A 26,518-nucleotide genomic window follows, 5' to 3' on the forward strand; every position below is an offset into this window, starting at 1 on the left:
GATGGTTGGCGCAAATGTCAGTTGGGAAATTGACTTATTTGGTCGTTTAGATGCATTAAGTGATGCCGCCAATATTCGTGTTCAACAAGCAGAAATTTTGTCTCAAGGCGTTAATACACTGATTACCGCCGATGTGGTACACAACTACCTGCAATATCGTGGGGCACAAGCCCGTCTAGCCATTGCTCAACGTAATATTCATGAGCAACAACAGACCTTAGAAATGGTACAAACCTTAGTCAATAGCGGCTTTGGTTCAGAACTAGACTTAGCCAGTGCTCGTGCAGCACTCGCTACAGTCTCAGCTAGCCAAACCCTATTTGAAACGGCTGAGAAAGTGCATTTATATCGCCTTGCAACGCTATTAGGCCAACACCCGAGTGACATCATCAATCGTTTTGACGCTGCACCACTGCCAACGGTCACAGGCCAAATCCCGACAGGAATGCCATCAGATATCCTTAAACGACGCACTGATATTGCATTAGCAGAGCGAGAAATGGCGGCCATTAATGCTGAACTCGGTGCCAGTATCGCCAATCAATATCCGCAGTTTTATCTGACTGCAAGCCCTGCTGTGATTGCTGATAGCGCAGATGATTTATTCAGCTCAAACTCTGTTGGATGGGCTGCTGGATTAGGGGCAAAGTGGACAGTGTTTGATGGCGGACGCAGCAGCGCAATGGTCGATATGCAACAAACTCGTTTTAAGCAAGCCAGTTTGCGTTACGAACAGGCAGTCAATGCGGCATTTAATGAAGTTGAAACCACATTAATGAGCTACGGCAATAGTTTACGCTTTTATCAACAATTAGAGACTGCAGCCCAGCAAACCCAAACAGCTGTGGCAAAAGCCAATAGTTTATACAAAGCGGGCTTAATTGATTACATCCAAGTGTTGGATGCACAAAGACAAGATAACACCATGCAAGATGCACTTGTCACAGCGCAGCTGAACATTGCGTCAAATGTCATTTTGGTCAACAAAGCCTTAGGCGGAGACTGGAAAGTGAAGCCATCAACTGATGACAACACCCAAAAAGACACCGCAACAGGCAAGCAATCAATCCTGACCGATTGATCACAACCCCTAAGCCTCACAGACCACTGTTTCCCCCATTTTTCGGTGGTTTGTGAGCACCCAAATCTTTTCAACCCTAATTCAATCATTCCAATTTAAAGGTTTCTGATGCGTCAATTCCTATTGCCCTTGTTTAACGTCAACCTAGCGAAAACCTGCCTAGCTTGGCTAGCGGCAAGCTGTATTTGCATCAGTCACGCGGTGGGCGCAAACTCATTAAACCCAGTAAACACTCACCCAGATGCTCAACCTGAGCCATCACCTAGACCCACCGTCGGTTTAGTACTCAGTGGTGGCGGAGCAAAAGGGTCAGCCCATGTGGGCGTAATACGGTATTTAGAGCAACAACAAATTGAAGTCGACTATATTGTCGGCACCAGTATTGGCGCTTATGTTGGCGGCTTATACGCATTAGGCTTTAGTGCAAACGACATCGAAACCATCATGCTCGGCTTAGCGTGGGAAAGTGGTTTTAACGATAATGTGCCAAGACAATCATTACGCTACCGTGATAAACAAGATGTCGACCGCTACAACATGCCATTTGAATTAGGCCTACTTGATGGCCAATTACTGCTCCCCAAAGGCCTACTTAGGGGCCAAACCATGGGCAACCTTTACCTGGATTCATTTGGCGCTATCGAAAACCAAGCCAGCTTTAATGATCTCGCAACGCCTTTTAGCGCGATAGCAACCGATATCTCCACTGGTGAAGCTGTGGTGCTAAACCAAGGTAATTTACTTAAAGCAATGCAAGCTTCCGCCACGGTACCCGGCATATTACAACCCACCGTGATTGATGGAAAATCCTTAGTTGATGGTGGCATTGTAAGTAATTTACCCGTTGAAACCGCTAAAAATATGGGGGCAGATATTGTTATTGCCATCGATATTGGTGCGGATTTATCAGCCCAAGAACAGCTCAACAGCGCTATTGCTATCGTCGGCCAATTAAGCACCTTGATGACACGCGCCAATGCCGTAGCACAAATTGCAACACTGAATAAGGCTGATATTTTGATCCGCCCAGATATCAGTAACTTTGACACCACCGACTTTAGCGCTTTAGCCAGTGGATTTGAACTTGGACAACAAGCGGCCTTAATGCATAAACAGCAACTGCAACCATTGGCCTCTGATGCTGACAGTTTTAGCCAATATCTCTATAAACGAGCGAATTTTAAGCAAGACATTCTTGCTTTTCAACAAGCGCCTATTGAGCAAATTCGTTTTAATAATCAGTCATCAACTTCAACTGCACTGATTAAACAAAAACTCGATATTGATAACGGCGATCAAGTGAATTCAGATGCACTAATCGAAGCCGTTGATCGGGTTTATGCCATCAATGACTTTGAAAAAGTCACACTCGAATTTGAGCAAGAAAATGATCAAAAAGTGCTGGTAGTTAACACAGAAGAAAAGAGCTGGGGTCCTAACTTTTTCGATATTGGCTTTAGCTGGCAAGAAGACTTTGAGAATACCTCAAATGTCGCGTTGGATTTGGCTTATCAAATTAATCATATTGCAGATACTGATGCCCAAGTTCGCTTTGAGCTGACCACAGGCAAAGATAAATTATTGGCAACCGAGCTGTATTTACCCTTGGACGAGCTTGAACAGTTTTATGTAAAAGGCCGTTATCAATATCAACAGCAACAACAAACCTATTATGAGCAAGGGCTCTTGTTACTGAAAACCACCCATAATGCCCATCATATATCCGCAGCTTTAGGTTACTCACCAATAGATAATATGGTGATTGAGCTTGGATTATATGGCGAATCGGGCGATATGGAGGGCCCGCAATATCCGCAACTAAATTTTGATTATGATGCTCATGGAGGCGGCATTCATGTGGGTTACGACAGCTTAGATAGTTATAGCTTTCCATCTAAAGGCATGCTGATTGAGGCCAATGTCATTTGGCATAAAGACAAGTTAAGCATGGACGAAAACAGCATGTTAACGTCAAGTTCTAGCACTGACTCAGCCACTGAGTATCAATTCAGATTTAAAAAGGCCAGCAGTTATCAGCACCACACCTTGATTGCCAAAGTCGATTTAGCAGGCGTTGATACTGAGGAATTTAGCCTGTTACATACACAAAATCTGGGGGGCTTTTTGAATTTATCTGGTGAGTCGAATGATGCCCTTGTTGGCAGCCAATTAGCTTACGGTGCGCTTATTTACCAGCGCCGCTCAGATTGGCAAATACTCAATAAAAATGTCCCTGTTTATATGGGATTATCAGTTGAAGCGGGCAATGTTTGGCATTTAAAGTCTGAGCGCGATATGAATGACTTAATCTACGCCGCGAGTGTATTTGTGGGCACTGAAACAGACTTTGGCCCTGCTGTATTTGGTTTCGGAGTTAATGACTTACACCACCAATCTTTTTACTTAACCTTAGGTAAACACTTCTAACACTGCGTAAAATCGTAATGACCATTGCCAAAAAAGCCCGCAATAAAGGGGCTTTTTTGGCTTTATTAATATTCATCAATTTATATGGCACCAATAGTCAAGGTTTGCTCCTCTGCCTCCATATCATATGACCACATTTGATAAATAGGATCTGAACCATCGTAAAACCACACCACTGCCACTAAGTTTTGCTGATGGTTTGCCACTAATAGCGCTTCATTTAAGCTACCTTCATCTAATGCGCCACGTAATAAGCATGACTCAAAGTTAACCGTCACTTGGGCACCATTTTGCTCATATTGGTCACATAACGAAAAATAACCTCGCTGCGTAGACTCAAGCGCCACATCAATATCCAGATTAAAAGCCGCTTGTAAGTCAAAATCAGCATCAACAATCAGATCATCAATTGACGTTGCAGGTATCGTTGGCTCCTCAGGCGTTTCAGGATCCGTTGGTGTTTCTGGCGTCGTTGGCGTCGTCGGTGTTGTTGGTGTCGTCGGCGTCGTCGTTGTGGTTGTCGCTGGTGTTGCAGCCACTGGCGCTGGAGAGCTGTCATCTCCGCCCCCCCCCGCCACCACAGGCAGTCAGTAATGTGAGTAACATTGTCGCCGCTACCGTTACACCTTTATTCGACGTGATTAACATTGCATTTTTAGCCGTAGTTGTTTGAGTTAATGTGTTCATAATATTCACCTTAAAATTCCGTTTATGACTTAAGTTAATTGGGTTTGCAGTTATGCGATTCATCGTGACTTTTAGTCTTTAAAAATCAAAGAATCTTGTGCATTTAGGTACCAGTAAGGTTTAGTCTCACCAGTTTCGTCTGCAGCAAATTCAATAAACTCAATGTAAGCACTATCAACACGTTGGTTTTCTGCAGGATGCTGCCATGAATCAGGTACTTCAATCGCCCAGCTCATGCCGTTTTGATCTTGAAAATACTGGCCTTGTGAAGCCGCTGACGCATCGTCATGCATGCCTAAAAAGCGCGTATCAAACAAATCAGTTGGTGCTTTATTTTTCAAATGGATTTCTAATTTACGGCCAGGGTTTTGCCCATCAGTAATATTCTTCGCCGCTAAGCCATGATCTGTACCTGGAGTGGCAAAAATAAATGGGTCATAAGGAAATTCAGGCATGTCATCGACATGAACCGAATCAATAAATGGCACGGTCATTTGCCATGTCGCACGATACTGAGTACCACAACCCGGCTCTGTTCTGAAGTATAAACAGCCGTTACCTGGTGTAGCGTGCTGCCATAAATCTTGACTGAACAGTAATACCGCATTAGTTTGATTTTCTTCTAATGGCGAGGTGGTTTGTTTCACCCCTTGCATGCTCCACTCAATCGCAGACTCTTGCACATTACCGCGTCCCACATCAGGCAGTTGCACCGCAAAGCCGTTATGGTAAGCAGCGCCCATGGCCACTAACTGCGCATCAAATGCCACACGACGCACCATGTCATTTTTACTGAACTGGCTAATACGTAATTGCATCACCACATCGTTCATATCAAAGTCACCTTGGTTCGGATATAAATCCTCATAAGCCAGCGTGGTGTACTCAGAAGAAGATGGGTAATAACTGATCGTGATACCCGTTTCAGTGACTGTAATTGGGTAATCCTCTACCTCACCATCACTCACACCACCAGTAGGCAGTAGATCAGCAACCGAACTTAAACGAAATCGTGCCCATGTCTCACCGGTTTTAGCCCAATTTGGGACATCAATTGATAAGGTGGTTGTGCCCGCATTTAATGAACGAGCAGCAATCACTTTTTCGTCAGTATCAAACTCGCCATTTTGGTTCCAATCAATCCAACCATTTAAAAATGCCGCATCTCCTTGGGTTGTGACAATCAACATCGCATTTTCGCCGATTTCAAACCCTGTAGGCATACTGATACCGTCATCATCATCGATACCATCACTTTCATCATCAGATAATGGTGCTGGATAACCGTCTGATTCATTATCAACAACACTACCCAATTTCATATTGCCAACAATTCCGTGGCGAGCACCATTTGAGTCTATTAAGGTGCCGTAAGTGTCTGGCGCATCACCAAAATCAACACTGTCTCCTACTGGCACTTCGGCAAGCGCACAACGCGCACCGTCATTAGAAGTAGAAGAAGGACCATAAGAGAAAAGTTCAGCTTGTGGAGTATCAGCATCGACGTTGACTTTAAATACATTACCGTCACCGTTGTTACTCAAGTATAAGTTGCCATCTGGATCAAAGAACTGCGCACCAAAGGTAAAGCTACCACTGTCTTTGGTGATCACATTACCTAAGTTTTCATGCGCACCCGTGCTAGGGTCAATTTTGATTAAGGTACCGGTACTACCATTTGTGACGGCATATAAGAATCCATTACTTGGGTGAAAGGCAAAATCGGTAATGCGATAAGTGGCATTAGCTTTACTGCCTGAGACAATATTCATTGGATGATCATTACCATCAAGTGGCACAGTGAATAAGCCAACACCTTTGCGGTAGCCATACCAAACGTTTTGATCAATCGCCACATCACCAACATAAAAATCTTGATTGGCTGCTGCGCTGTCTTTGGTGATTGTTAATGGCTCTACTTGGTAATCTTTACCCACTTTACCGACTGTGGCATTTTCGTAATCCCAACCGTAGAGGTAATTATCAAGATAACTAAAACCCACACCGTTGAGTGCTTTGTTAATCCCCATATCTGGTGACAATACAGTATAACTACCTGTACCAAGTTCAACGCCAAAGGTCTTCGGAATGCCCGATGGCGTTTGCACGATAAAGGCTTCCGTCGGACAAGCATCAAATGCTTCAGCAGCATGGGTATTAGCACTAAATAGCGCCATGCCAGTGCCAATAGCAATACTACTGAAACCAAGAATATTGATGATTTGGGCGTTCAATGAATTTACATTAGTTGCTTTTACAGTTGCTGTTTTCATATTGCATCTCGCTATTCGTTATCAGGATGTAACGGTATAATGCACAGCGAATGCCAACTTTCATTATCCTTTAAATACAGAAACTTATATAGTCAACAAAGATTTTTATTATGGCTAAAATGCATTCTGCAACGCATTCTGATTTTGAGAAGATGGGTGTTTTGAAGTGAAAGTTCGTTGTAATTAGCTAGATCAGATTAAAGTTTCAAGTGGCCTTTATACTTCTAAGCTTCGATTGGATTAGCTTAAGGCCGACGCTGAGATCAAATCCGAAGCATCCACACCAGAAGCAGCCAACTTTAAATTTCATTTATTACCTACTTTAACGAGCAATATAAAATTTGCCCTTCTGCGGCCATTAACACCTCTCTAAATTATCGACTCAAAATTTTGCTTTTTGGCTTTTTTCGCTCGATAGCATTATCTATTTAAAGCAGATTTCGGCTTTGCTTTATGCGGAAAAACCATATTTACACGACTCTTTCAAAATGCATAAAAGGCATTTTACAGCGTAATACTCTAAATACTTGAACGCCAATATCAATGAGCCACACTAATAGAACTTTAATACACCCTCATAATATTTACTTAATTTACAATAAGATGCAACATTAGACACACTAATAGCACGGTTATTTAACCATAATATTTCCGCCACAAACATTAATGATAATCAATATCATTACTATTTATAAAGTTGTTAGGGGAAAGAAATGTTTAAAAGGACACTCGTTGCGTTTTCTGTTAGTTCAATAATGTTAGGTATGCCTTCGTTAGCTATTGCTGATGATGGACCTGGTATTAATAAAGCTGATATGGAAACTATTGTTGTAACAGGATCCAAAAGCGAAAGCTTACTAAAAGAAGTTCCAGCTTCCATCGAAGTATTTACTTCACAGGATATTGAGGCAATGGGTGCAGTTTCTGTAAGAGATGTAATTTCTCGTGCAACAGGTGCACAAACTTACGCTCAAAAAGGAGGGATTAACTTACGTGGAATAGGTTTTAACTATACCGTTGTACTTGTGAATGGGCGTAAGCCTGGTGCGATGGAAAACAATAAAGATTTCCAAAGTTATATCACAGATAACATAAACATCGATTCTGTCGACCGCATTGAGGTCTTACGGGGTCAAGCTGGTGTCATGTATGGATCGAATGCGATCGGCGGTGTGGTTAACATTATAACTAAACAAAGCTATGAGGAGTCATCTACTTATACTGTCTCACACGGTTCTAATGAGTCTAAAGTGGCATATACTCACGATTTTGGTCGTGTAAACAACCTGTTTGGAAGTATTTCAGGCTCCTACACTGACTATATTCCAGTTAAAGAAGATACTTTAGACGACAATGGTAGCTGGCAAGAAACAGCTAGTGGTGACTTAGTAAACTTTAACGGTACGCTTGGTTATGCCATTAACCAAAATAATGAAATTCGCTTTGAAGGTAGCTATTCAAACCTTGATACAACAAGCACCTCATTAACTTATTCAGACGAAACACTCGTGGATGCTGGAGGTAATGAGTTTACCAATACTACTTCCTCTTCTAGAGTTTCTGAGACTTATCGAAAACGTCTTGGAGGTTCAATTATCCTTGATGGCTTTACTCAAGACCACAGCTATACTGCGGGGTTAACGATGAGCCAAGTTGAACTATCAAAGGGCGGTTTCGATCAGGTTTATGACACCATGGTGTTAGACTTGCAAGATGTTTGGCAAATCAATGACTGGAATAAATTAATTATTGGTGGTGAATATCTAAATGATCAAATATCTCGTGAAAACTTAGAATTAACTGAAGATAGCTTAGACCGTTATGCCTTCTACCTACAGAACGAAATGTCATTTTTTGATCGCTCACTAATACTTATTCCAGCGGTGCGCTTTGATAACGACAGTGCTTTCGGTAACAAATTTACTTATCAACTTGGCGGAACATATGAGTTTATTGAAAATAACTTTATTAAAGCCAATCTTGGTACTGGTTATAAAGCCCCTGTTCTAACTGAGCTTTATGCCTACGAAACCCAAGGTGAAGCGACTGTTTGGGGAAATCCAAATCTCACACCCGAAGAGTCAGAAAGTTGGGATATTCGATATGAAGTCTATTTTGATCGATTATCTGCAAGCATTGGTTATTACAACACCGACGTAACAGATATGTTCTCCTCTCAAATCTGTGCAGATTTTGAAGAAGGCAGTGAAGATCGTATTTATTGTGACAACCTACCAGAGCCAATTCAAGGTGATAATAAATTACGTTATAACGTAGGTGAAGCTTCAGTAAAAGGTATTGAAGCACAGCTCACTTATAGCCTAACCGATAACTTAAATATTAAGCTAAGTTATGACGGTATAGATGCAAAACAAATTGACGAAGATGGTATTGAATCCGACCTAACCTTCAATTCAGAAAACATCTATGGCTTAGATCTTCAATATCATAACCCCGATGATGATTTTAGTATCAACATTTGGGGCGCATATAACCAAGACTACTTATACAGTTCAGGTTCTGAACGCTTTGACTTCTATAACTTCAATGCATCGCTACAGAAAGGTTTTGGCGACAAATACTCTATAACATTTGCTGCATACAACTTATATCAGTCAGAACGTGATAGCCAAACTGACACCGCAATCTCCCCATTGGAATGGCGTTTGAGTTTCTCAGCCAAACTTTAAAATAATAAAAATCAAATATAAGAGCCTGATTAAGAGCTGGGCTCTTATGATTCATTGAGGTTTATAAAATGTCGTCTAAAGTCGCTCCACTAAATATGAGCTGGCCAGATTTTTATTTTAGGCTAGCACTTGCCACTGTTGGTAATTACTTATTTTGTGTTCTATTTACTGTCGTATTTAGTCTTACACTTTCATCCAACGTTGCATTTGCAATCACAGAGGCAAGCACGCTCTCTATGATTGTTTTTCCTACCATTATGATTTGGGCAATTAGTGCAAGAAGTGCCCTTTTTGCATGGGCTGTCGTAGGGGGATTTACCCTGCTTCTATCGCTTTTGTATCTAATTATTAAGTTGGGAAATTAACGCTATGAGTTTTATGAATACAATAAGAGAAGCTTACTCAAAAAATAAAGGTCCTGGAGTTCGTAAAGCCAACACTTGGTTACATACTTTAACTGGTTTTTTCCTAGGGTGGATTTTCTACCTCATTTTCTTTACTGGTACATTTAGTTTTTATCGTGAAGAAATGATGTTGTGGGCTTGGCCCGAGTCTCATCTATCTACTGCTGCTGAAGTACAAGATTTTAGTTCTATTGGTAGCTACTTAGATACTTACGCTCAGGACTCTCCTCAGTGGAGTATCATGATGCCAAGTGATCGTTCACCAATCACAAAGGTGCGATATTACGATGAAGGAGAACGACCATCAAAACATGGGGGTCACAATGTCACTATAGATTCTGCTACAGGTGAACAAATTGACAGCCGTGATTCCCGTTTAATGAGTAAGATGGTTCAGGCTCATTACATGTTGTTTGGAATGGGAAAACATCTCGGTTTAACCGTAGTGGGTATTATTACTATGGTGATGTTTGTCGCGCTTATAAGCGGCGTAATCATTCATCGAAAAATATTCAAAGATTTTTTCACCTTTAGGCCGAAACGGGGACAAATGTCTTGGCAGGATATGCATAATGTCACTGGAGTTGTGGCATTACCCTATCATTTCGTATTTATTTTCAGTGGTTTACTTCTCACCGTATTCTTATTAAATCCCTGGGGAATTCAGGGCGCAATGGAAGGAGATGAAAAAGCGTTTCGTGAATTAAACGGTGGGAAAATGGGCTTAACAATACCAGATATGCCCCTTAACCCTGTCACTAGATTACCTGTGACTGAAGGAACATCAGCAGTACTGAACTCGATACATTCTCAGTGGAATGAGCGCCAGGATGGCAAAATCGCCATGATTATGTTTTCGAACCCTGGTACACCCAAACAACAAATTGTTATTCGTGGAGAGCGAAATAATGATCTTGCTAGCGGTGCTAAAGCCCCGAGTTGGTCTTTTAATGCTGAAGGTGAACTCGTTAAGGCAACCCAACCAGCTCCCCCTCCAAGCTCAATCATTGCTTTTAAAAATATACTCGAGCAAGCACACCAGCAGCTATACGCAGGTCCTATAGCGCGGGCTATTTACTTCTTAGGAGGGTTACTCGGCTGTATCATGATTGCTACAGGTTCAATTATGTGGGTACAAAAGCGTGAAAAGCGTAAACGCAATGCGGCGCCAACAAAGAGTGTACTTAGAGCTAAGTTCTTAAATGTAGCGACCATTGTCGGTTTACCAGCTTCCATGTTAATTGCTTTCTGGGCAAACCGTATTATACCAGCTGGCTTAGACATGCGAATGAATCTAGAGTTATTTACTTGGTACGGGGCTTGGGTTGCAATGTTCATACATGCGTATTACGTTGGTTCAGATAAAGCTTGGCGCCAACAAACGCAACTCATTGTATTACTTTCTATTAGCTTAGCTATATACAACATTTTCATTCAGTACCCGTTGTTAGGAATTGGTTCTGGTTTTACCTGGCTACAAGTACCTCTAATGATTAAGCTGATTGATATTTCATTTATTGCCATCGCTGCAGTGGCATTATATTGCCTTAAGTTTATGCCCAAGAAAGAGAGAGAAGTACAGTTAGAGGAGACGGTAAATGCTTAGTTACTTTGTAATATCAACCTGTTTAGGGTACATCGCATTTGCATTACTAGCACAAGCTATGAATGTGCCTCGCCGTAAGAATTGGCATTACTCACAAAACGTACAACATCGTACATTAAAAAGAGTATTAGCCTTTGTCTTCTTAGCATTATCAGTATTCCCATTAGTGCAAGTATTTGGTGTTTCTGAAGGCATCACATTATTCTTCATTAACATTAACTTACTCGCCTTTGCTATCGTAATAATGGTGACCTATTACCCAGCAATGCTTAATCGTCAATGCCTAGTGGCAGGTGTTGTATGCCTAGTGACAGGGAGCTTTACTAGCGGGTTAACAGTATAAGCAGGCTAGTTACTTAGGGGGTTGAAGCAATTTAGGTCTAGATGCCCACTAGGGACTTATTTGATAAAGGTATAGTTGCTATTAGCTCGATATTTAAAGCCTCACAACATTAAGTTGTGAGGCTTTTTTGCTCTATGATTGAGTGGATATTTATCAAATTAAAGTTGCAGTTGCTGGTGTTCTCTTGATTTTCAAACGCCGTTTGGATTAGCGCCACGACTTTGATCTGCTAAAAAATGAACCCAAACGATATATACATAAACGAAATTTGTATGATGCAAACTGTGTAACTAACTCTAATAATTTGATAATTCTCAATTTAAAGTATTAATCCTTTTTACTGACACTTTTATCAGGTAAACACACTTTGTTTTAAGGTATTAATAATCAATCAGTATTTACATCAATAAGATAGAAAATATAGGATGGCATTAATCAATAATTTAAGCTGCCGACGTTAAACCGTGAGCCATTCAATAAGCTGTTATATGCAAAAAAGGAGTTTAAAAGTGCGTAAACTTATTGTCTTTGATAAAAAACACATTGAATGCTTGGGGTTATAGACATAATCCTTCTTAATACTCAAATTCAGGAAATTGAAAATGATGGATGGAAAATAATTTCGGTTACAGCAAACACAGCATTGTTAGGCAAGATTATGTCCTTTACCATCTTGATAGAATCTCCAGAAACCTAAATCAGTTGGGGGGCAGAGTAAACTTAATTACAAGCAGTCCGAAAGATGACTCGCTGGTACTCCTAAATTTCAGCTGTTTCGGACATTAGGCATCACTATGAAAATCACTCTATCTATTTTACTACTCATTATGTCAGCAAATAGTTTTGCAACCGATGTGAAGCTGGGAAATCTACAGCGATATGGCACTTCTCCGCATCTGGAGCTATTTCTAATGCCAAGCGGAGGCAATAGCATAGCTGAAGTATTCGAAGTAATTACTTATCGTGAGCGCGAATTTACAGTCCGTCTCATTGGCCAGTCATCTGAATTAACCAATCAAGAGCTGCTAACCTTTTATCAAACTCATTACCCAATCGAGCTAGAGGCTGCATTTAAATCTTCAGGCAATATGCATAACCCCGCAATAAGCGGAGTGAGAGATAAGTTTCCGGAAGCATTGAAGTCTACGACTATTTTCAAGCAGTTACTTATCGAATTAAATAAACTAGAGTATGAAGTGACTAACATTGAGTTTGAAAAATTTACCGCATATAAAAAACATGGCATATCAATACCTGATGTCTATATAAGAGTGGTAAAAAGTCCCAAGTAAGACGAGGTAAATTAGCCCTACGCACAGTTATTGCCACGAATGGACAGTATTTTTTATAAGTGGATATATAAAACCGTACTAAAAGATCAAGATAAAATACGCACTGTTTTAAAAAGTAATGACCTGTACATTTAGCAATGTCTTCTTTCCAGCAAAGCTGTCAGGACGATAAACAGTTGTTTTTTCGTCTGCACCGCCTATGTTAGCCAACACATTTTAGCTCATTATTGTGGACGTTACTTTTTATCCACTTGCCATATATTCTCTAATGGAACGCATCATTTTAAGCGCTTTAACTCTAATAAGCTTTTGTCCATAAGCGAACCACGGCGTTTGCTTCATTTCGTTACTCACCCAATTCAATTACATCAAAAGTAAAATTATTCAACCTTGTCGTTTTTATTCAATCTTAACGCTCTTAGCTTGATTACTATTTATCCCATCCAGAACAGCGCTCATGACTAAAATAAGCCTCTGTTCGTCATTTATAATTTAACCCGGTAACAGTAATGATAGACATTAAACCAATCGATAAGCTGGAAAGTATCAGCCAACTTAAAGCACAGTATTTTGCGCTATCAAGTGCTCCGCTAGATGGTATGTGGCATTTTGGCTTTGTGCCTATGGCGAGTCACTTTGGGTTTTATGAGCAAGATAACTTAGTCGGCTTTTGCTGTATTAATGATGAAAATTATTTACTGCAGTTTTACCTTGCCCCTGAAGCGGAAACTGATGCCAAAGCCCTATTTCGTTTTATTGCGCAGCAACAAAGCCAAGTCATCAAACAAGTAAAAGGCGCTTATGTGAGTACAGCGGAGCCACACTATTTGTCTCTTTGTATGGATAACTCAACACAATTTGCATTGAACACCTTGATGTATCAGCAGCTTGTTCCAGTTAACAATAATGTGACTACGCTTACTTTAGCTTTAGCAAAACCAGAGCAATTGCAGCAATTTGTTGAGTTTGCCGCCACCAATATCGGCGCACCAGAGCAGTGGGTATCGGGTTATTATGGCAATCTAATTAGCCGTAAAGAGTTATTTGGTTATTGGCAAAATGGTGAATTGTTGGCAACAGGCGAATGTCGTTTATTCGATGAATATCAGACCGAGTATGCAGACTTAGGCATGATAGTAGCGCAATCTCATCGTGGTAAAGGCTTGGCGACTCAGGTGCTTTCAAGCTTGATTAACTTAGCCAATGATCGAGGTTTAACTCCTATTTGCTCAACTGAAATTGGCAACATCGGAGCACAAAAGACCATTGAACGAGCAGGCCTAATGCCACAGAACCGCATTGTTCAAATAGCGTTTGAAGCAAAATAATGATTGCTATTGTTAATCAGGTTTAGCGAGTATCACTTTGTGATTGGCACTGTGATTCTCGCCTTATTTCTTGTTGTATTAGCCGCGATGTGACATATAGTGATAAGTCATATTTTAACAAGGTTAATCTGGTTATGATCCATTGGTTGCGCTCGCCTAGTTCCCCTAGCATTGCTAAATATGTGCAATGCTATTGGTTAATTGAAAAACGCCCAGATGTGAATAGCCATAACTATCCAAAGCTTAACCCTGATCCTGCTACACATTTAATTATCTCGCCGGCAAATCAAGCCTACCGCTACGATACCAGTTCTGGTAGCGAAGCAGGCAAAGGTAGCCATTGGTTATACCCTCATCAAAATACATTCGAACTCGATCATTCACAGCCATTTATCCACCTTGGGGTTAAATTTCATATAGGTGCGCTTTATAGCTTGCCTGAATTTTTCGGTAAGACACTGCCACTTGATACAGTAGAGCAAGTCCAAGGGACGACATTGCTCACTGAACGTCAGCTCAATGAAGATGCACTGATGACTATGGCGAGAACGGATGCTGCCTTATGTTGTCAGCAATTAGATGCGTTATTAATGCCCTGGTTTGAGCAATGCACTGAAGATCAACATAGTAAGATTACCCGTAAAGCATTACATCACCTTGATGACAGCATTATATCTTCACTCGGAGAACAACTTCATTGCTCACAGCGTACATTGGAAAGAAGTTTTCAGCGTGTGACAGGACTAACGCTTAAACAATGCCAATCGATGAATAAACTTGAAGCTATGTTGGAGTATCTTTATCAACGCTCATCTGCCGAGCTTGATTGGGCTGAAATCGCGCTTAACTTCGGCTTTAGCGACCAACCTCATTTGATTCGGTATTTAAAAAAACAATTAGGTTTTACCCCTAAAACTTATGGAAAAGAGCGTGGGCTTACCATTGATATTTATGGTGGCGTGAGTTCTATCTCAAGCTGATATTGTCGGAAATATTCAATCATTCATCGCAGGCAACTTTTATAGTGTGGCTAACATGCTTAAAGTATCAATTATCACTGACTTGTAGATACAGCAACTCACGACACACTGACGTTATAAAGACGTCAATGACACTAAACTTAGCAATAGCATTAAGGGCTGAAACACAAATGATAAGAGTAATGCGAGAACAGGATCTAGATAGTGCCGTCGCTATCTGGCTGACAGCATCAATCAAAGCACATAGCTTTGTAGCGGAAGAATTTTGGCAATCGCAACAGCAAAATATGCGTGATGTATATCTTCCTCATAGCGAGTCTTGGGTTTATGAAGACAATGGCCACATCCTCGGTTTTATTTCATATTACGAGGGCAGTATTCCAGCCATTTTTGTGGATCCTCAATCACAATCTAACGGGATCGGAACCCAGCTGTTAGATACGGTAAAAAACCAATATGAACAGTTAACATTAACCGTTTACGCTGAAAACGAAAAAACACACCAATTCTATCTTCGCCATGGCTTTAGTGATGTGGGCAAGTGTATTTGCGAACACACAGGGCAAAAGCAGCTTGAGATGCGCTGGATACGCGCCTAGTTATAAGTCGTTATGACTAACTATCTATGATTAAGTATCTATGATTAAGTCGCTTTGATTAAGTATCTATGATTAAGTCGCTTTGATTAAGTAGCTATGATTAAGTCGCTCGAAATCTTTGGGGTCATGTGGTTCTATCACGTGAGGGTAGAACGCTTGTTTAACGCTTTAATTTCCCTCCAGAAATACATCAAAGCGAACATTTAATGACGCTTATCTTCCAGCAACTGCTTAAACAAGTTTTTCCATGCTTGCTGTAGCTCAAACCATTGTTGCTGTTTCCAATGATTGATATAGCCAATATTGGGGACAGGTGGATGTATTGAAGCCGTTTGAGACAGAAATTGATTAATTGCATCGGCAATAGAGTCAGCACTAACAGGCTCAGAAATAGGATGAATAACAGGAAGGTTTTCCCCTTGATTAACATCGCATGCAGCATGCTGACTAACTTGATCGCCTAAGCCATCAACTTGGCTTGAGATAATTGTTTTATTCATTGCCAATGACTCAATAAATATTAGCCCAAAGGGCTCCCAGCGAGATGGGATAACCACAGCATCAACTTGATTTAAAAACTCAGGGACACGTTCAACTTTCCCCACAAACTCAACATTCGCAACGCCACCAGCTAATTGCTCTAGCTCATCGCCCAAGGGGCCTTCACCCGCTATTTTGAGTAAACAAGGTTGATTAATCAGCGACATCGCCTTTATCAATAAATCAAAGCCCTTTTGATAATGAAAACGCCCATAAGCGGCTATAACAGGCACTTTTATGTCAGCGGATGTTTTATTAACATTGCTTCGTTCAGCGTCGATTGCGGCGTTATTTAGGTCGTTAAGTTTAGGAATAAACCCACTTAAATCACGTCCTTGGCCTAATAAATTGATCTTATTTTTTGGCACTAAATCATGGTTAAGCATCCACAACTGCTGTGAAGGCGCAATGGCAATTACCCTGTCCACTAGCCAATAATTGAGTTTAAGCATCCAGTAAAAACGTTTAGGAGACTGAATTTGCGAGCGCACAAAGCTTGCGCCGTAGTGATGCTCTTGCAAGACGAATTTTGCCTTGGGGTGCCGTAATGTAAATATGAAAATATTGAACAGATTTCGCCAATTTGAAGCACCGTGTAAACAAATGATATCCGCCGTTGAATTCAAAGAAACCGGCTTTGAAAAATCCACATATTTGATGTCGAATTCAAAGTCGTGTTGCAATGTTGAGCCACATAAGCTTTGAAGCGCAAAATTAACGCCGCCCATGTTTGGATCGTCAACACAATGCAATACTTTTGATTTCACTCTCACCTCTTATCTACAAGGGCATGCCATAACACGTTTATTCACTGACACTCTATTCATCTCGGTTATCACGACTTAACCTAATGCACTCATCATAAACATAACCTTATCTTATTGATTTCGCAAAATTTGAATGACTCATTAATCAGTTAGTCAGTCACGATTTTAGTCGGTTTTAGCCACTTATTCGGCTATGTTGCCGCTATTTAAGCAGCGATTTGAGCAGTAATTATACCCGCCACGGTATTTGCTAAATAAAAAAGGCTAGCACTGCTGCTAGCCTCTCCCTTAACGAATCAAACAACTATTTTTTAGCCTTAAATTCGTCTTCAAGACCCATGGTCGTCATCCATTGCTCGAAATTAATCAAGTTAGCCGGTAATACCACTCGGTTATCGGCATCACTTAAGCCTTCAAGTTGCTTGAAGTATTGCTCACCTAATTGCAAACGCAGTGCGCTGTGTCCGCCAGGTTTTGAAATAACGACAGCCAGACGCTCAATCGATTCAGCGGTCGCTTTAGCAAGGGTTAAAATCTCTTCAGCCTTACCTTCAGCTTCGTTAATACGGCGTTGCATCTCACCCTCTGACAAGTTAATGGTTTCAGCCATAAAACCTTCAGAGCGATTAATCTTACTTTGTTTATCACCTTCACTTTTTGCCAATAAAGCACGACGCTCACGCTCAGCATTCACTTGCATTTCCATGGCATTTTTAACTGTTTCTGGCGGGGTGATGTTTTTAATTTCATAACGATGAACTCGAATACCCCAAATCGCTCCAGCTTCATCAAGCACTTCAACCACTTTGGCCGATATAATATCGCGCTCTTCGAAAGTACGGTCTAAATCCAGCGTACCAATAACGGAGCGTGTGGTTGTTTGTGCCAATTGAATTGCTGCATAACGATAATCAGTAATCCCGTAACTCGCTTTAACGGGGTCCACCACTGAGATATAGATTACCCCGTCCACTTCAACATTAACCTCATCACTTGAGAAACATTCTTGTGGAGGAACATCAATGGTTTCTTCTTTCAAATCGTGGATATAAGCCACTTTATCAATAAAAGGCACTAAGGCATGAAAACCTGCATCTAGTGTATTGTGATATTTTCCTAAGCGCTCAACAATGTAAGCAGACTTAGTAGGCACTAATCGAATTGACTGAAATAACTTCAATACAAATATTAAAAAGATTGCGCCCCAAATGATCATCACGATGAAATCTGTATCAACTCCGTTTAACATTATCGTGCTCCTTTTGTGGCTGTTGATGGTTTAGCTACGGCGTGGGTCACTTGCTCCATACCTTCAAAAAAGCCTTCTAATTTAGCCATTTCAGCAGGTACTACCGACACTTGAGACTCAGACAAAATGTTACCCACTTGGCTAATAAACTGCTCTTTTAGCATCATGTTCATCGCATCATTACCGCCTTCGTTAGCCAGTGCAGTACAAATCATATCCATGCCTTCTGATTTGGCTTTAGCAATGATGGTAATTTCTTGCCCTGAACCAATTGCTTCGTTGATCCGTTTTTGTTTTTGACCTTCTGACAAGTTAATCGCCTCTTGGCGTTCACCTTCTGACATGTTGATCATGGCCGCTTTTTCGGCGTTCGCTAGGGTGATCTCAGCACGTTTACGACGCTCTGCTTCCATTTGCTTTTCAAGCGTATGAATCACATGAATAGAAGGAGTGATGTTTTTGATCTCATAACGCAGCACTTTGATCCCCCAAGGATCGGATGCTTTATCAATCTCACGTACAATCGATTCATTCAAACTGTCACGTTCTGAGAACGTTTGCGATAGGGTTAATTTACCAATCTCTGAACGCATGGTGGTTTGTGCAAGGTTAACTGCAGCGCGGCGATAATCTTCAATACCGTAACTGGCTAACTTACCGTCCATGACTTTTAGGTACACTAAGCCATCAACTTCTAATTGAGTATTATCTTTTGAAATACAGCTTTGCGGTGGGACATCGAGTACTTCTTCACGGGTATCGTGGCGGTAAGCAACTCGGTCAACAAAAGGCACTAAAAAATGAAATCCCGGTTGTAATACGGTTCTAAATTTACCTAAACGCTCAATCACATTGACCTCACGCATCGGTACAATCAACATAAGTTTATACAAGATAAAAACGATGAATAAAAATGCTATGGTTAGTTCAAACATACTTCCCCTTCCTTTTGAAAATAATATTCAAGCCAATAATGAGCATGGCTTTAATATGACTTTATCCGTGATTTTTTATTAATTTGGCTTACGGTTTTGCGCTTTTGAAATGCACATATAGCGCCTCGTTAAGGCGACACTTCAGTTTCGATATATGGCTCAACAATTAACGCGATGTTTTCACGGCAAATAATACGCACTTTGCTACCTGACTTAATCTCACTACCGTCGCCTAATGCTGGCCATTCAGTGCCTGAATAAGTCACCCGACCTTCTCGTTCACCAGGACCAATATCAGCCTTTACCGTGACAATTTGATTATATAAATCCATTTCTTCGTCGGTATTATCCACGTGAGCATCCCCTCCAATCATTCGTTGAGTGACATGACGAAAACTCAGAAGTAATACAATTGAAGTGATAAACCACAGGGTAAAACTTTGTGTAGCGCCATCAACAACACCTGTAAATAGTGCAGCCGCAACGATGACACAGGCTGTGCCGAGTAAGATAACGATGCCCCCGGGAACAATAATTTCCGCGAACATTAAGATGAGACCAACAATTAACCAAATGCTGGTTGGATTTGAAAACTCCATATACCCCCCTGTAAACACGTTATCATAGAATCCTTTAAGCTATTAAACCCTGATCCAACCCAGATTTTAGGCAGGGAGTTTATAGTCTTGATAACCATTGGAATGCTAAAAGCACTTTGACAATATCTGTACTGTTCACACCGATTAAGATAAGGGTTAACAACACGACATATTATGTCAACAATACAGTAAAATGACTAAATTGCAATCATATTCCACACGGGGACACGTTCGTTTACATTAAAAACACTGCGCAATTTACCAAATACAACCAATAAAAAAGGTGCCTAAGCACCTTTATATTCAAACAGTTAAGTTAATTTATAAACTTAACGATTACGCCATGAGTTTTCGAGCAGCATCAACTACGATAGTAATTGCACTGACTTCGGTTTTCTTCATCATCGCTTCGTCAGGGATCTCTTGTTGAGTACGATTCACAATCACACCAGCAACGCAGGCTGCGCGCCAACCTTGTGAAGCACACATAGTAAATAGCGTCGCTGATTCCATTTCGTAGTTTAATACGCCCATCGCTTGCCACTCTTTCATTGAGCCAACAAAACGACTAGTCACTCGGCCTGAAACGGTATCGTAACGCTCTTGACCTGGGTAGAAGGTATCGGATGACGCTGTAATACCAACATGAGGCTCTAAGCCATAATCACGACAAGCGGCAACCATTGCTGTTGTACAGTTGAAGTCTGCAGCTGCTGGGAATTCAAGCGGAGCGAAATGTAAGCTCGCGCCATCTAAACGTACCGATGCCTGAGTCACAATCACATCACCAACATTAACTTGAGGCTGAATCGCACCAGTGGTACCGACACGCAAGAATGTGGTCACACCAAGTTGTGCTAACTCTTCAACCGCAATTGAAGTCGAAGGACCACCAATACCAGTTGAACAAACCACCACAGCTTTACCATCGATATAAGCAAGATAACTGGTATATTCACGGTGACTGGCTAGAAACGTTGCGTTGTCCATTAATTCAGCAATTCGCTTAACACGCTCTGGATCGCCCGGAACAATTGCCGTTGTTGCGCCATCAAGCATTTGCTTGGTTAAACCTAAGTGAAATACGTCGGCCATGTTGAAAACCCCTTTCATTATTGAATATAAAATCCTAATTATGTCGACTTTACCCCACTATTAACTCAGTTAGGGTTAACTCGATCACATAAATCTTGATACTTATAAAACGCTTGTTGTGACAAATTTACAAATGCCAATACCAATCTCTAATTTAGCGCACCATAAACTACCTGAAACTCAATAGTCAATTTTAGTTTATATTCAGTAATAACAAGCATTTTAATAATAATTGATCTTGGTCACGATACTGGCTTAAAAGTCGGCGTAATTTGGTATTAACAATAGAAAAAAAGGAGCCCTTCTATGTTTCCAGAGTACCGTGATTTAATCAGTAAATTAAAAACCACCAATGCCCATTTCTCAAAGATTTTCGATGAGCATAATCAGCTAGATGAACAAATTAAACAGTACGAACAGCACTACAGTAGCGATACCACTCCCGAGCTTAAAATTCTCAAATCCAAGAAATTGCATTTAAAAGAAGAAATTTTCTCAATGCTGAAAAAGCATTAACGCTGACACTTTTATCAATTTTCAGCCAATAAAAAAGGACGCATATGCGTCCTTTAATATTGTCAGGCATCAGTGAGATGCCATCGAGTTTGTCATTACTGAGAAATAGCTTCAGTAATAGCTTCACTTGAATCAAAGTGCTCAATGCTAACGACATTGAATTTATCTAATTTGATGACTGACGCCATGTCTTTTTCTGATGGGAAAGTTGCTGTGACATCACCTTCACGATCTAACCCCATTGAAAAGGGTAAGTCTTTCATTTTTGGGATAGCGACAAATCTAGCAATAAGAGAAGGCATACCGCTGATATCAGCAATATAAACTAAGTTCTCTGGTTGTTTTTCAGCTGGCAATGATTCAAGCGATGCTTGAATAAGCTCGCCACCTTTCATGCCTCGGCTAAATAATACCCATTGAGTTTGTTCATTTACCACTAAAGGCTGCTCAAACTGATCTTCTAAAGTCACTGGTTCAATTTTATCATTCACAACAAACACCTCAGCTTGTGCTGTCGTCATAAACAATAAACTTGCTACAAATAAAATGGCTTTCATCTTGTTATTCCTGAAGTAGAGTACAAACCTTACCGTGAGGCAAAGTGATAAATGTAATTGCGCACTAAACTATACCTTCAATGTGATTTAACACCGATGAAATTGCATTGGAACCTTGAGGTATCTCACGGAATGGCATCATTGTTATGTATGAAATATGACTATTGCAATCAACTCACCTTTAAATGATTAAAAGTGTTAATAAACTCGACAAATTAGTGCTTTTTCGCAACACTATATTCAATGCATTCATGTTCCATCATTCACAGTAAAGAACACTATTATGAACGAAACAGGATTAGACCAAGAGCTAGCCCAACTGCAAAATGTTTACGATTTGCTCACCGAGTTTATTGTGCAATATAGCTTCCAGATTGTTGGTGCCGTAATCATCTTTTTAATTGGTGTATGGGTTGCGAATAAAGTCTCTAATGTCGTTACGAATCAATTCGAAAAACACAATATTGATGTCACCCTAGGTAACTTTGTTTCGAACTTAGTCAGAATCACAATTATCGTGATGGTGGCAATCATTGCCCTTGGTAAGCTAGGTATTAGTGTCACTCCAATGGTAGCAGCAATTGGTGCGGCATCATTAGGTGCAGGTTTAGCACTTCAAGGCATGCTGGCAAACTACGCTGCAGGGGTTACCATTATCGTGACTCGCCCTTTTGTGATTGGTAACACTATCGAAATCCAAGGGGTTTCTGGTGTGGTGCAAAAAATCCAGTTGGGCTTAACGATACTGACTAATGAGGAAGGCGAGCTAATTAGTATTCCTAATAAGCATATCGTCGGTGAAATTTTACATAACTCTCAAGAATATAAATTGGTCGACACTAAATTTAATATTGATTATCAAACCGACCCACAACACGTCATTCAACTGATTGCTCAAGCCCTACAAACCCAAGACAATATTAATCAGTCTCGCCCGCCTCAAGTGGGTATTAATGACTTCAACAGTATTGGTATGGAAATCGGCGTACGTTACTGGGTGCCAACTAATAGCTACTATGACGACAAATACCAAAGCAACTTGGCCATTATAAATGCCTTAAAAAATGCTGATATCACGATTCCTTGTCCGGTTAGAGAAATCCATTTACAACAGTAAACTTTAGTTGTTTCCATTAAAGAGCGTTCAGCCAGAATAATTGCACTCTGGCTGAATAGGCTATTTCAAACAGTGCTAACTAAACTGGTACCATTCTTAATATCAACACCTTAACGACTTACCTACTCTACTTTCTCCTATTGGTTACCTCATCTGGCAAGCAACACTCTTGTCTTTAAAAGCAAGTTAGACAATACAAAATGTCGTCAAAACTTGACATGAGCAATATTTGAACACATAGTAAAGTCAAGTTAGTTTGACATTAAGACAGGTTTACTTGAAAGGAATCGGCGATGAAAACACCTCAATCAACGACAACAGATTGGAAAGAGCGTAACGCTAACTACACAAAAAAACTGGCCAAGTGGACCGCTGCTTGGGTTGTGACGTTAGCGATAGCAACGTTTGGTCCAGTCTTTATCTGGCAACAAGAAGCGATAACCATAACAGCAATTGTGATTAACTTTTTAGTGGGGATCGGGATGATTCTAGCCAATAAGCATCATTTACTGAGCCTTGATGAGTTACAACAAAAAATACAACTTAATGCCATGGGGTTGAGTCTTGGCGTTGGGCTAATTTCAGGCATCAGTTACTCTACACTGAGTACCACTGGCGTAATAAACAGTCATGCAGAAATCTCCCATTTGGTGATTGTAATGAGCTTAACTTACATGGTCGGTATTATTCTCGGTAACAGGAAGTACCAATGAAAAACAGATTAAAAGTACTTCGAGCTGAGCGTGATTTAACTCAAGCTCAACTGGCGGATTTATTGGGAGTATCTCGACAAACGGTCAACGCTATTGAGAAGGGAAAATTTGACCCAAGTTTACCGTTGGCGTTTAAGGCCGCTAAACTGTTTGGCCTCACTATCGAGGACGTCTTCGAAGATGAGGCTTAGTTCAACGAGATTTTTTGTCGTTTACTTTTATAAAGAGAGCGACATAAAAATGCTATTTTCATCCGCTTGGTAATCAGCAAATGGGCCAGTTTCAATAAAACCATGCTGGGCGTAAAGTTGTCTTGCTGGTGCAAAAAATGCCATTGAACCTGTTTCTAGGTAAACAGTTTTAGCGCCGACACATTTAGCTTCATATAGAATATGTTGCAATAGTTGTGCAGCAACACCTTGGCGTCGATAAGCGTTTGCCACTCTCATTGACTTAATTTCCACACTTGTTGCAGAGTAAGTCTTTAACGCTCCGCAGCCTGCGAGCATTTGCTCATCCCATATGGTCCAAAATTTAATATTGGACTGACGAAGTTTAGATAAATCCAATGCGTGAACAGACTCAACTGGTGACGTCGCATACATATCTTGCAGGTGCTCATTTAATAACTGCGCCACCTCATGACCAGATAAATCGTCCAATTTTATTGTAAACTTACTGACATCCATATCGCTTCACCTTTGTTTTCACCGAACATTGCAAATGTTTTATTGTTAGCCCACAAATCAAGAAGACTAGAGTGTTCTGACCACCGTTATTAACAATAATAGCCAGTGATGCTTTTTGTCATGCACTAGAACCAATATTGACTCTACCTTAATTCCTGCCATATTAATTAGCATCATGTAAATTAAGGGATTAAACATATGCGCCATATCAACACATCACATATCGCTATGGCAGGACTCGTTGTATTTAGCTTGTTTGGTTGTGCAACTCAGCCAGCCACACTTCAGCAAGGGCCAGATGCAGAAATCACCAAGGATGGGCTTGTTAAAGTCGATAACTCTAGATTGGCACTTTCGTACGTTCGACCTGACGTAGATTGGACCCAATACTCCAAACTCTATTTCAGGCCAACAAAGGTGACTAATGATCACCCTAAAGATTACCGTGCTCCTAGAGTCGATCCACAGACTGACGGCTTAAATGCCACCTATGACTTACCACAAGAATCGCTGGACAAAATGGCACAACAGTTTTCAAAGACGGTGCAGGATGTCTTTAATCATGAGCAACCATTTGAGTTAGTGACTCGCGCAGGCCCTAATACCTTAGTGATTGACACTGCCGTTAGCGACATTCGCCTTAGCGCACCTGTTGAAAGCAGCCGCAGAAGCTATAATTCTATGGGTAAAACCTACACACAAAACTCAGGTTCAATGGTATTGCTGGCTGTGCTGAAAGATGGCCAAACAGATGAGGTACTCGCTAAGGCTGCCGATCGCGCTATCGGATTTGATCAATGGCGTCAAAACACTAAGGTATTTAATTGGGGTGATGTGAAAACAGTTTATCGACGCTGGGTAAATGACTTTAAAAATGCCTTGATGACCGCAGCTGCTGATACGCCTGAGACAAACTAACGATTGCTCATTTCCAATCGGTATCTGAAAAAGTGAGTCACTAGCAACAACGATATGTGGCTGCCCATTAGCGCAGCCACGCTTGTGACTCTTCGTTGCGGCCTTACAAACCCCGTTGCCACTCTTGTCGTAATGGCACCATACCTTGCATAGCCTGATTTACTTGGGCTAGTAACTGAGGTTTATCTTTACCAAGTACGCCCTTTAGCACCAAATAATTCGAAGCGTGATCAGACCTAAAAATCGTTTTGTCTAATTCCAAATTAGCCAATAGTGTTTGCATCTCATCAAGTAGACCTATCTGATCGGGTAGTTCAAAATGACCGTCAAATGCTGCATCCATTCTGTCAGTACCAAGCGGTAAGGTGACCACTAACGTAGATAGATACTCAGGCTGCGCAGCATTCATCAATTCAGCAGAGGCTTTAGCATGTTGCAATGACAAACTTTTGCCACCCAGCCCCATTAAAATCATCACTGACGACTTGATACCCGCTTGCTTTATTTTATTGAGCGCCGCTAAAGATGAGTCAAAATCCTCCCCTTTTTCGATACGAAGAAGTACCTCGTTGTCACCACTTTCACAACCAACATAAAGCAATGACAAGCCCATTTGACGAAGCTCTGTAAGCTGTTCTACTGTCTTATTAGATAAATTACGAGGTAAGCAATAACTGCTAATACGAGTCACACTGGGTAAGTGCTTGTTAATTAGTTGGCAAATTTCTTTTAGCCGCTTAAAGGGCAAAGTCATTGCATCACCGTCGGCTAAGAATACTCGACTAATGGAATGTCCCGATGCCGCTGCTGCTAATATGTCTTGTTCAATTTTATCAACTTTATGAGCTCTAAACTTTTTTTGCTCTTGAGTATACATATCGCAAAAGCTACAGCGGTTCCAACTGCAACCATTGCTCACTTGTAAAATCAGTGATTTCCACTCAGAAGGCGGCCTAAATACTGGCTCTATATAGCTAATCAATGTCGTATCCTTTCGACCTCTCAAAACACATTTTGTATAAACAGTGAGCGTAATGACTGTTTTTTATTCTATTTTCTGATCCAAAATGTTTGAAATGATCGTATTAGTTGTTATATTCATTTTGTTAACTC

General features: G+C 40.8%; 25 protein-coding genes. 14 read left to right on the plus strand and 11 right to left on the minus strand.

From position 1 onward, the window contains the following. Position 1: 1 nt before the first annotated feature. Together SJ2017_RS18640 and SJ2017_RS18645 are read left to right on the plus strand one after the other, a co-directional pair. Positions 2-1,081, plus strand: a complete 1,080-nt coding sequence (locus SJ2017_RS18640; RefSeq protein ID WP_244899725.1) for a TolC family protein — start codon at positions 2-4, stop codon at positions 1,079-1,081. A 108-nt stretch (positions 1,082-1,189) separates the two neighbouring features. Next, the gene (locus tag SJ2017_RS18645; protein ID WP_080916903.1) at positions 1,190-3,508 is read left to right on the plus strand and encodes a patatin-like phospholipase family protein; all 2,319 of its coding nucleotides are present in this window, start codon (positions 1,190-1,192) and stop codon (positions 3,506-3,508) included. Positions 3,509-3,588: 80 nt separating this feature from the next. On the opposite strand, the gene SJ2017_RS18650 is transcribed toward SJ2017_RS18645, so the two are convergent. The 3 genes from SJ2017_RS18650 to SJ2017_RS18655 all read right to left on the minus strand — a co-directional run bounded on the left by SJ2017_RS18650 (position 3,589) and on the right by SJ2017_RS18655 (position 6,468). Continuing rightward, positions 3,589-4,089: a hypothetical protein gene (locus SJ2017_RS18650; RefSeq protein WP_156003356.1), complete on the minus strand. Its 501-nt coding sequence runs from the start codon at positions 4,087-4,089 to the stop codon at positions 3,589-3,591. Next, positions 4,064-4,195: a hypothetical protein gene (locus SJ2017_RS21885; protein ID WP_276328883.1), complete on the minus strand. Its 132-nt coding sequence runs from the start codon at positions 4,193-4,195 to the stop codon at positions 4,064-4,066. The genes SJ2017_RS18650 and SJ2017_RS21885 overlap by 26 nt, the downstream gene beginning before the upstream one ends. Positions 4,196-4,266: 71 nt before the next feature. Further along, entirely contained in the window at positions 4,267-6,468 is a 2,202-nt protein-coding gene (locus SJ2017_RS18655; RefSeq protein ID WP_240433749.1) for an LruC domain-containing protein, read from the minus strand. A 713-nt stretch (positions 6,469-7,181) separates the two neighbouring features. Here SJ2017_RS18655 and SJ2017_RS18660 point away from each other — a divergent pair. From SJ2017_RS18660 to SJ2017_RS18700, 7 genes are all read left to right on the plus strand, one after another. Beyond that, entirely contained in the window at positions 7,182-9,158 is a 1,977-nt protein-coding gene (locus SJ2017_RS18660; protein ID WP_080916905.1) for a TonB-dependent receptor plug domain-containing protein, read from the plus strand. Positions 9,159-9,536: 378 nt separating this feature from the next. Further along, entirely contained in the window at positions 9,537-11,168 is a 1,632-nt protein-coding gene (locus SJ2017_RS18670) for a PepSY-associated TM helix domain-containing protein (RefSeq protein WP_167692943.1), read from the plus strand. Continuing rightward, positions 11,161-11,511, plus strand: a complete 351-nt coding sequence (locus SJ2017_RS18675; RefSeq protein WP_080916909.1) for a DUF3325 family protein — start codon at positions 11,161-11,163, stop codon at positions 11,509-11,511. The genes SJ2017_RS18670 and SJ2017_RS18675 overlap by 8 nt, the downstream gene beginning before the upstream one ends. Before the next feature lie 794 nt (positions 11,512-12,305). After that, positions 12,306-12,803, plus strand: coding sequence for a hypothetical protein (locus SJ2017_RS18685; protein WP_080916911.1), 498 nt, complete (start codon positions 12,306-12,308; stop codon positions 12,801-12,803). A 509-nt stretch (positions 12,804-13,312) separates the two neighbouring features. After that, positions 13,313-14,131: a GNAT family N-acetyltransferase gene (locus SJ2017_RS18690; protein ID WP_080916912.1), complete on the plus strand. Its 819-nt coding sequence runs from the start codon at positions 13,313-13,315 to the stop codon at positions 14,129-14,131. Between the two features lie 134 nt (positions 14,132-14,265). Further along, entirely contained in the window at positions 14,266-15,111 is an 846-nt protein-coding gene (locus SJ2017_RS18695; protein ID WP_080916914.1) for a helix-turn-helix domain-containing protein, read from the plus strand. 128 nt (positions 15,112-15,239) lie between these two features. After that, a complete protein-coding gene (locus tag SJ2017_RS18700; protein WP_244899726.1) occupies positions 15,240-15,710 on the plus strand; it encodes an N-acetyltransferase in 471 nt (156 codons plus the stop codon). Positions 15,711-15,913: 203 nt separating this feature from the next. Here SJ2017_RS18700 and SJ2017_RS18705 read toward each other — a convergent pair whose 3' ends face one another. From SJ2017_RS18705 to udp, 5 genes are all read right to left on the minus strand, one after another. After that, positions 15,914-17,017 carry a glycosyltransferase family 4 protein gene (locus SJ2017_RS18705; protein ID WP_080916915.1) on the minus strand — a complete coding sequence of 368 codons (1,104 nt, stop codon included), beginning with the start codon at positions 17,015-17,017 and terminating at the stop codon, positions 15,914-15,916. Positions 17,018-17,321: 304 nt separating this feature from the next. Continuing rightward, a complete protein-coding gene (locus SJ2017_RS18710) occupies positions 17,322-18,266 on the minus strand; it encodes an SPFH domain-containing protein (RefSeq protein WP_055023521.1) in 945 nt (314 codons plus the stop codon). Beyond that, positions 18,266-19,201, minus strand: coding sequence for an SPFH domain-containing protein (locus SJ2017_RS18715; protein WP_055023522.1), 936 nt, complete (start codon positions 19,199-19,201; stop codon positions 18,266-18,268). The genes SJ2017_RS18710 and SJ2017_RS18715 overlap by 1 nt, the downstream gene beginning before the upstream one ends. Positions 19,202-19,329: 128 nt before the next feature. Continuing rightward, positions 19,330-19,800: an NfeD family protein gene (locus SJ2017_RS18720; RefSeq protein ID WP_055023523.1), complete on the minus strand. Its 471-nt coding sequence runs from the start codon at positions 19,798-19,800 to the stop codon at positions 19,330-19,332. 336 nt (positions 19,801-20,136) lie between these two features. Continuing rightward, on the minus strand, positions 20,137-20,895 hold the full coding sequence (gene udp, locus SJ2017_RS18725) for a uridine phosphorylase (RefSeq protein ID WP_055023524.1): 759 nt from the start codon (positions 20,893-20,895) through the stop codon (positions 20,137-20,139). A 306-nt stretch (positions 20,896-21,201) separates the two neighbouring features. Here udp and SJ2017_RS18730 point away from each other — a divergent pair, with 306 nt between their 5' ends. After that, positions 21,202-21,411, plus strand: coding sequence for an HP1242/YdcH family protein (locus SJ2017_RS18730; RefSeq protein WP_055023525.1), 210 nt, complete (start codon positions 21,202-21,204; stop codon positions 21,409-21,411). 95 nt (positions 21,412-21,506) lie between these two features. Here the strand turns inward: SJ2017_RS18730 and SJ2017_RS18735 are convergent, their stop codons facing one another. Next, positions 21,507-21,968 (minus strand): hypothetical protein, encoded by a 462-nt coding sequence (locus tag SJ2017_RS18735; RefSeq protein WP_065109349.1) that lies wholly within the window; start codon positions 21,966-21,968, stop codon positions 21,507-21,509. Between the two features lie 283 nt (positions 21,969-22,251). Between SJ2017_RS18735 and SJ2017_RS18740 the strand changes: the two genes are divergently transcribed. The 3 genes from SJ2017_RS18740 to SJ2017_RS18750 all read left to right on the plus strand — a co-directional run bounded on the left by SJ2017_RS18740 (position 22,252) and on the right by SJ2017_RS18750 (position 23,989). Next, entirely contained in the window at positions 22,252-23,085 is an 834-nt protein-coding gene (locus SJ2017_RS18740) for a mechanosensitive ion channel family protein (RefSeq protein WP_055023527.1), read from the plus strand. Positions 23,086-23,378: 293 nt separating this feature from the next. Next, complete coding sequence (locus tag SJ2017_RS18745; protein ID WP_080916917.1) at positions 23,379-23,798, plus strand: hypothetical protein; 420 nt, start codon at positions 23,379-23,381, stop codon at positions 23,796-23,798. Continuing rightward, entirely contained in the window at positions 23,795-23,989 is a 195-nt protein-coding gene (locus SJ2017_RS18750; RefSeq protein WP_055023529.1) for a helix-turn-helix transcriptional regulator, read from the plus strand. The genes SJ2017_RS18745 and SJ2017_RS18750 overlap by 4 nt, the downstream gene beginning before the upstream one ends. A 27-nt stretch (positions 23,990-24,016) precedes the next feature. Here the strand turns inward: SJ2017_RS18750 and SJ2017_RS18755 are convergent, their stop codons facing one another. Beyond that, entirely contained in the window at positions 24,017-24,487 is a 471-nt protein-coding gene (locus tag SJ2017_RS18755; RefSeq protein ID WP_080916918.1) for a GNAT family N-acetyltransferase, read from the minus strand. Between the two features lie 198 nt (positions 24,488-24,685). Between SJ2017_RS18755 and SJ2017_RS18760 the strand changes: the two genes are divergently transcribed. Beyond that, positions 24,686-25,405: a DUF3313 family protein gene (locus SJ2017_RS18760; protein WP_080916920.1), complete on the plus strand. Its 720-nt coding sequence runs from the start codon at positions 24,686-24,688 to the stop codon at positions 25,403-25,405. Positions 25,406-25,508: 103 nt separating this feature from the next. On the opposite strand, the gene SJ2017_RS18765 is transcribed toward SJ2017_RS18760, so the two are convergent. Then, complete coding sequence (locus SJ2017_RS18765) at positions 25,509-26,387, minus strand: radical SAM protein (RefSeq protein WP_080916921.1); 879 nt, start codon at positions 26,385-26,387, stop codon at positions 25,509-25,511. Positions 26,388-26,518 lie beyond the last annotated feature (131 nt).

The organism is Shewanella japonica, from assembly GCF_002075795.1.
GTDB lineage: Bacteria > Pseudomonadota > Gammaproteobacteria > Enterobacterales > Shewanellaceae > Shewanella > Shewanella japonica.

Excerpts from the sequence above, each read along its gene's own strand:
- SJ2017_RS18640 (WP_244899725.1), top strand. The coding sequence starts at position 2 with ATGGTTGGCGCAAATGTCAGTTGGGAAATTGACTTATTTGGTCGTTTA.
- SJ2017_RS18645 (WP_080916903.1), top strand. The coding sequence starts at position 1,190 with ATGCGTCAATTCCTATTGCCCTTGTTTAACGTCAACCTAGCGAAAACC.
- SJ2017_RS21885 (WP_276328883.1), bottom strand. The coding sequence starts at position 4,195 with ATGAACACATTAACTCAAACAACTACGGCTAAAAATGCAATGTTAATC.
- SJ2017_RS18655 (WP_240433749.1), bottom strand. The coding sequence starts at position 6,468 with ATGAAAACAGCAACTGTAAAAGCAACTAATGTAAATTCATTGAACGCC.
- SJ2017_RS18660 (WP_080916905.1), top strand. The coding sequence starts at position 7,182 with ATGTTTAAAAGGACACTCGTTGCGTTTTCTGTTAGTTCAATAATGTTA.
- SJ2017_RS18670 (WP_167692943.1), top strand. The coding sequence starts at position 9,537 with ATGAATACAATAAGAGAAGCTTACTCAAAAAATAAAGGTCCTGGAGTT.
- SJ2017_RS18675 (WP_080916909.1), top strand. The coding sequence starts at position 11,161 with ATGCTTAGTTACTTTGTAATATCAACCTGTTTAGGGTACATCGCATTT.
- SJ2017_RS18685 (WP_080916911.1), top strand. The coding sequence starts at position 12,306 with ATGAAAATCACTCTATCTATTTTACTACTCATTATGTCAGCAAATAGT.
- SJ2017_RS18690 (WP_080916912.1), top strand. The coding sequence starts at position 13,313 with ATGATAGACATTAAACCAATCGATAAGCTGGAAAGTATCAGCCAACTT.
- SJ2017_RS18695 (WP_080916914.1), top strand. The coding sequence starts at position 14,266 with ATGATCCATTGGTTGCGCTCGCCTAGTTCCCCTAGCATTGCTAAATAT.
- SJ2017_RS18700 (WP_244899726.1), top strand. The coding sequence starts at position 15,240 with ATGACACTAAACTTAGCAATAGCATTAAGGGCTGAAACACAAATGATA.
- SJ2017_RS18710 (WP_055023521.1), bottom strand. The coding sequence starts at position 18,266 with ATGTTAAACGGAGTTGATACAGATTTCATCGTGATGATCATTTGGGGC.
- SJ2017_RS18715 (WP_055023522.1), bottom strand. The coding sequence starts at position 19,201 with ATGTTTGAACTAACCATAGCATTTTTATTCATCGTTTTTATCTTGTAT.
- SJ2017_RS18720 (WP_055023523.1), bottom strand. The coding sequence starts at position 19,800 with ATGGAGTTTTCAAATCCAACCAGCATTTGGTTAATTGTTGGTCTCATC.
- udp (WP_055023524.1), bottom strand. The coding sequence starts at position 20,895 with ATGGCCGACGTATTTCACTTAGGTTTAACCAAGCAAATGCTTGATGGC.
- SJ2017_RS18730 (WP_055023525.1), top strand. The coding sequence starts at position 21,202 with ATGTTTCCAGAGTACCGTGATTTAATCAGTAAATTAAAAACCACCAAT.
- SJ2017_RS18735 (WP_065109349.1), bottom strand. The coding sequence starts at position 21,968 with ATGAAAGCCATTTTATTTGTAGCAAGTTTATTGTTTATGACGACAGCA.
- SJ2017_RS18740 (WP_055023527.1), top strand. The coding sequence starts at position 22,252 with ATGAACGAAACAGGATTAGACCAAGAGCTAGCCCAACTGCAAAATGTT.
- SJ2017_RS18745 (WP_080916917.1), top strand. The coding sequence starts at position 23,379 with ATGAAAACACCTCAATCAACGACAACAGATTGGAAAGAGCGTAACGCT.
- SJ2017_RS18750 (WP_055023529.1), top strand. The coding sequence starts at position 23,795 with ATGAAAAACAGATTAAAAGTACTTCGAGCTGAGCGTGATTTAACTCAA.
- SJ2017_RS18755 (WP_080916918.1), bottom strand. The coding sequence starts at position 24,487 with ATGGATGTCAGTAAGTTTACAATAAAATTGGACGATTTATCTGGTCAT.
- SJ2017_RS18760 (WP_080916920.1), top strand. The coding sequence starts at position 24,686 with ATGCGCCATATCAACACATCACATATCGCTATGGCAGGACTCGTTGTA.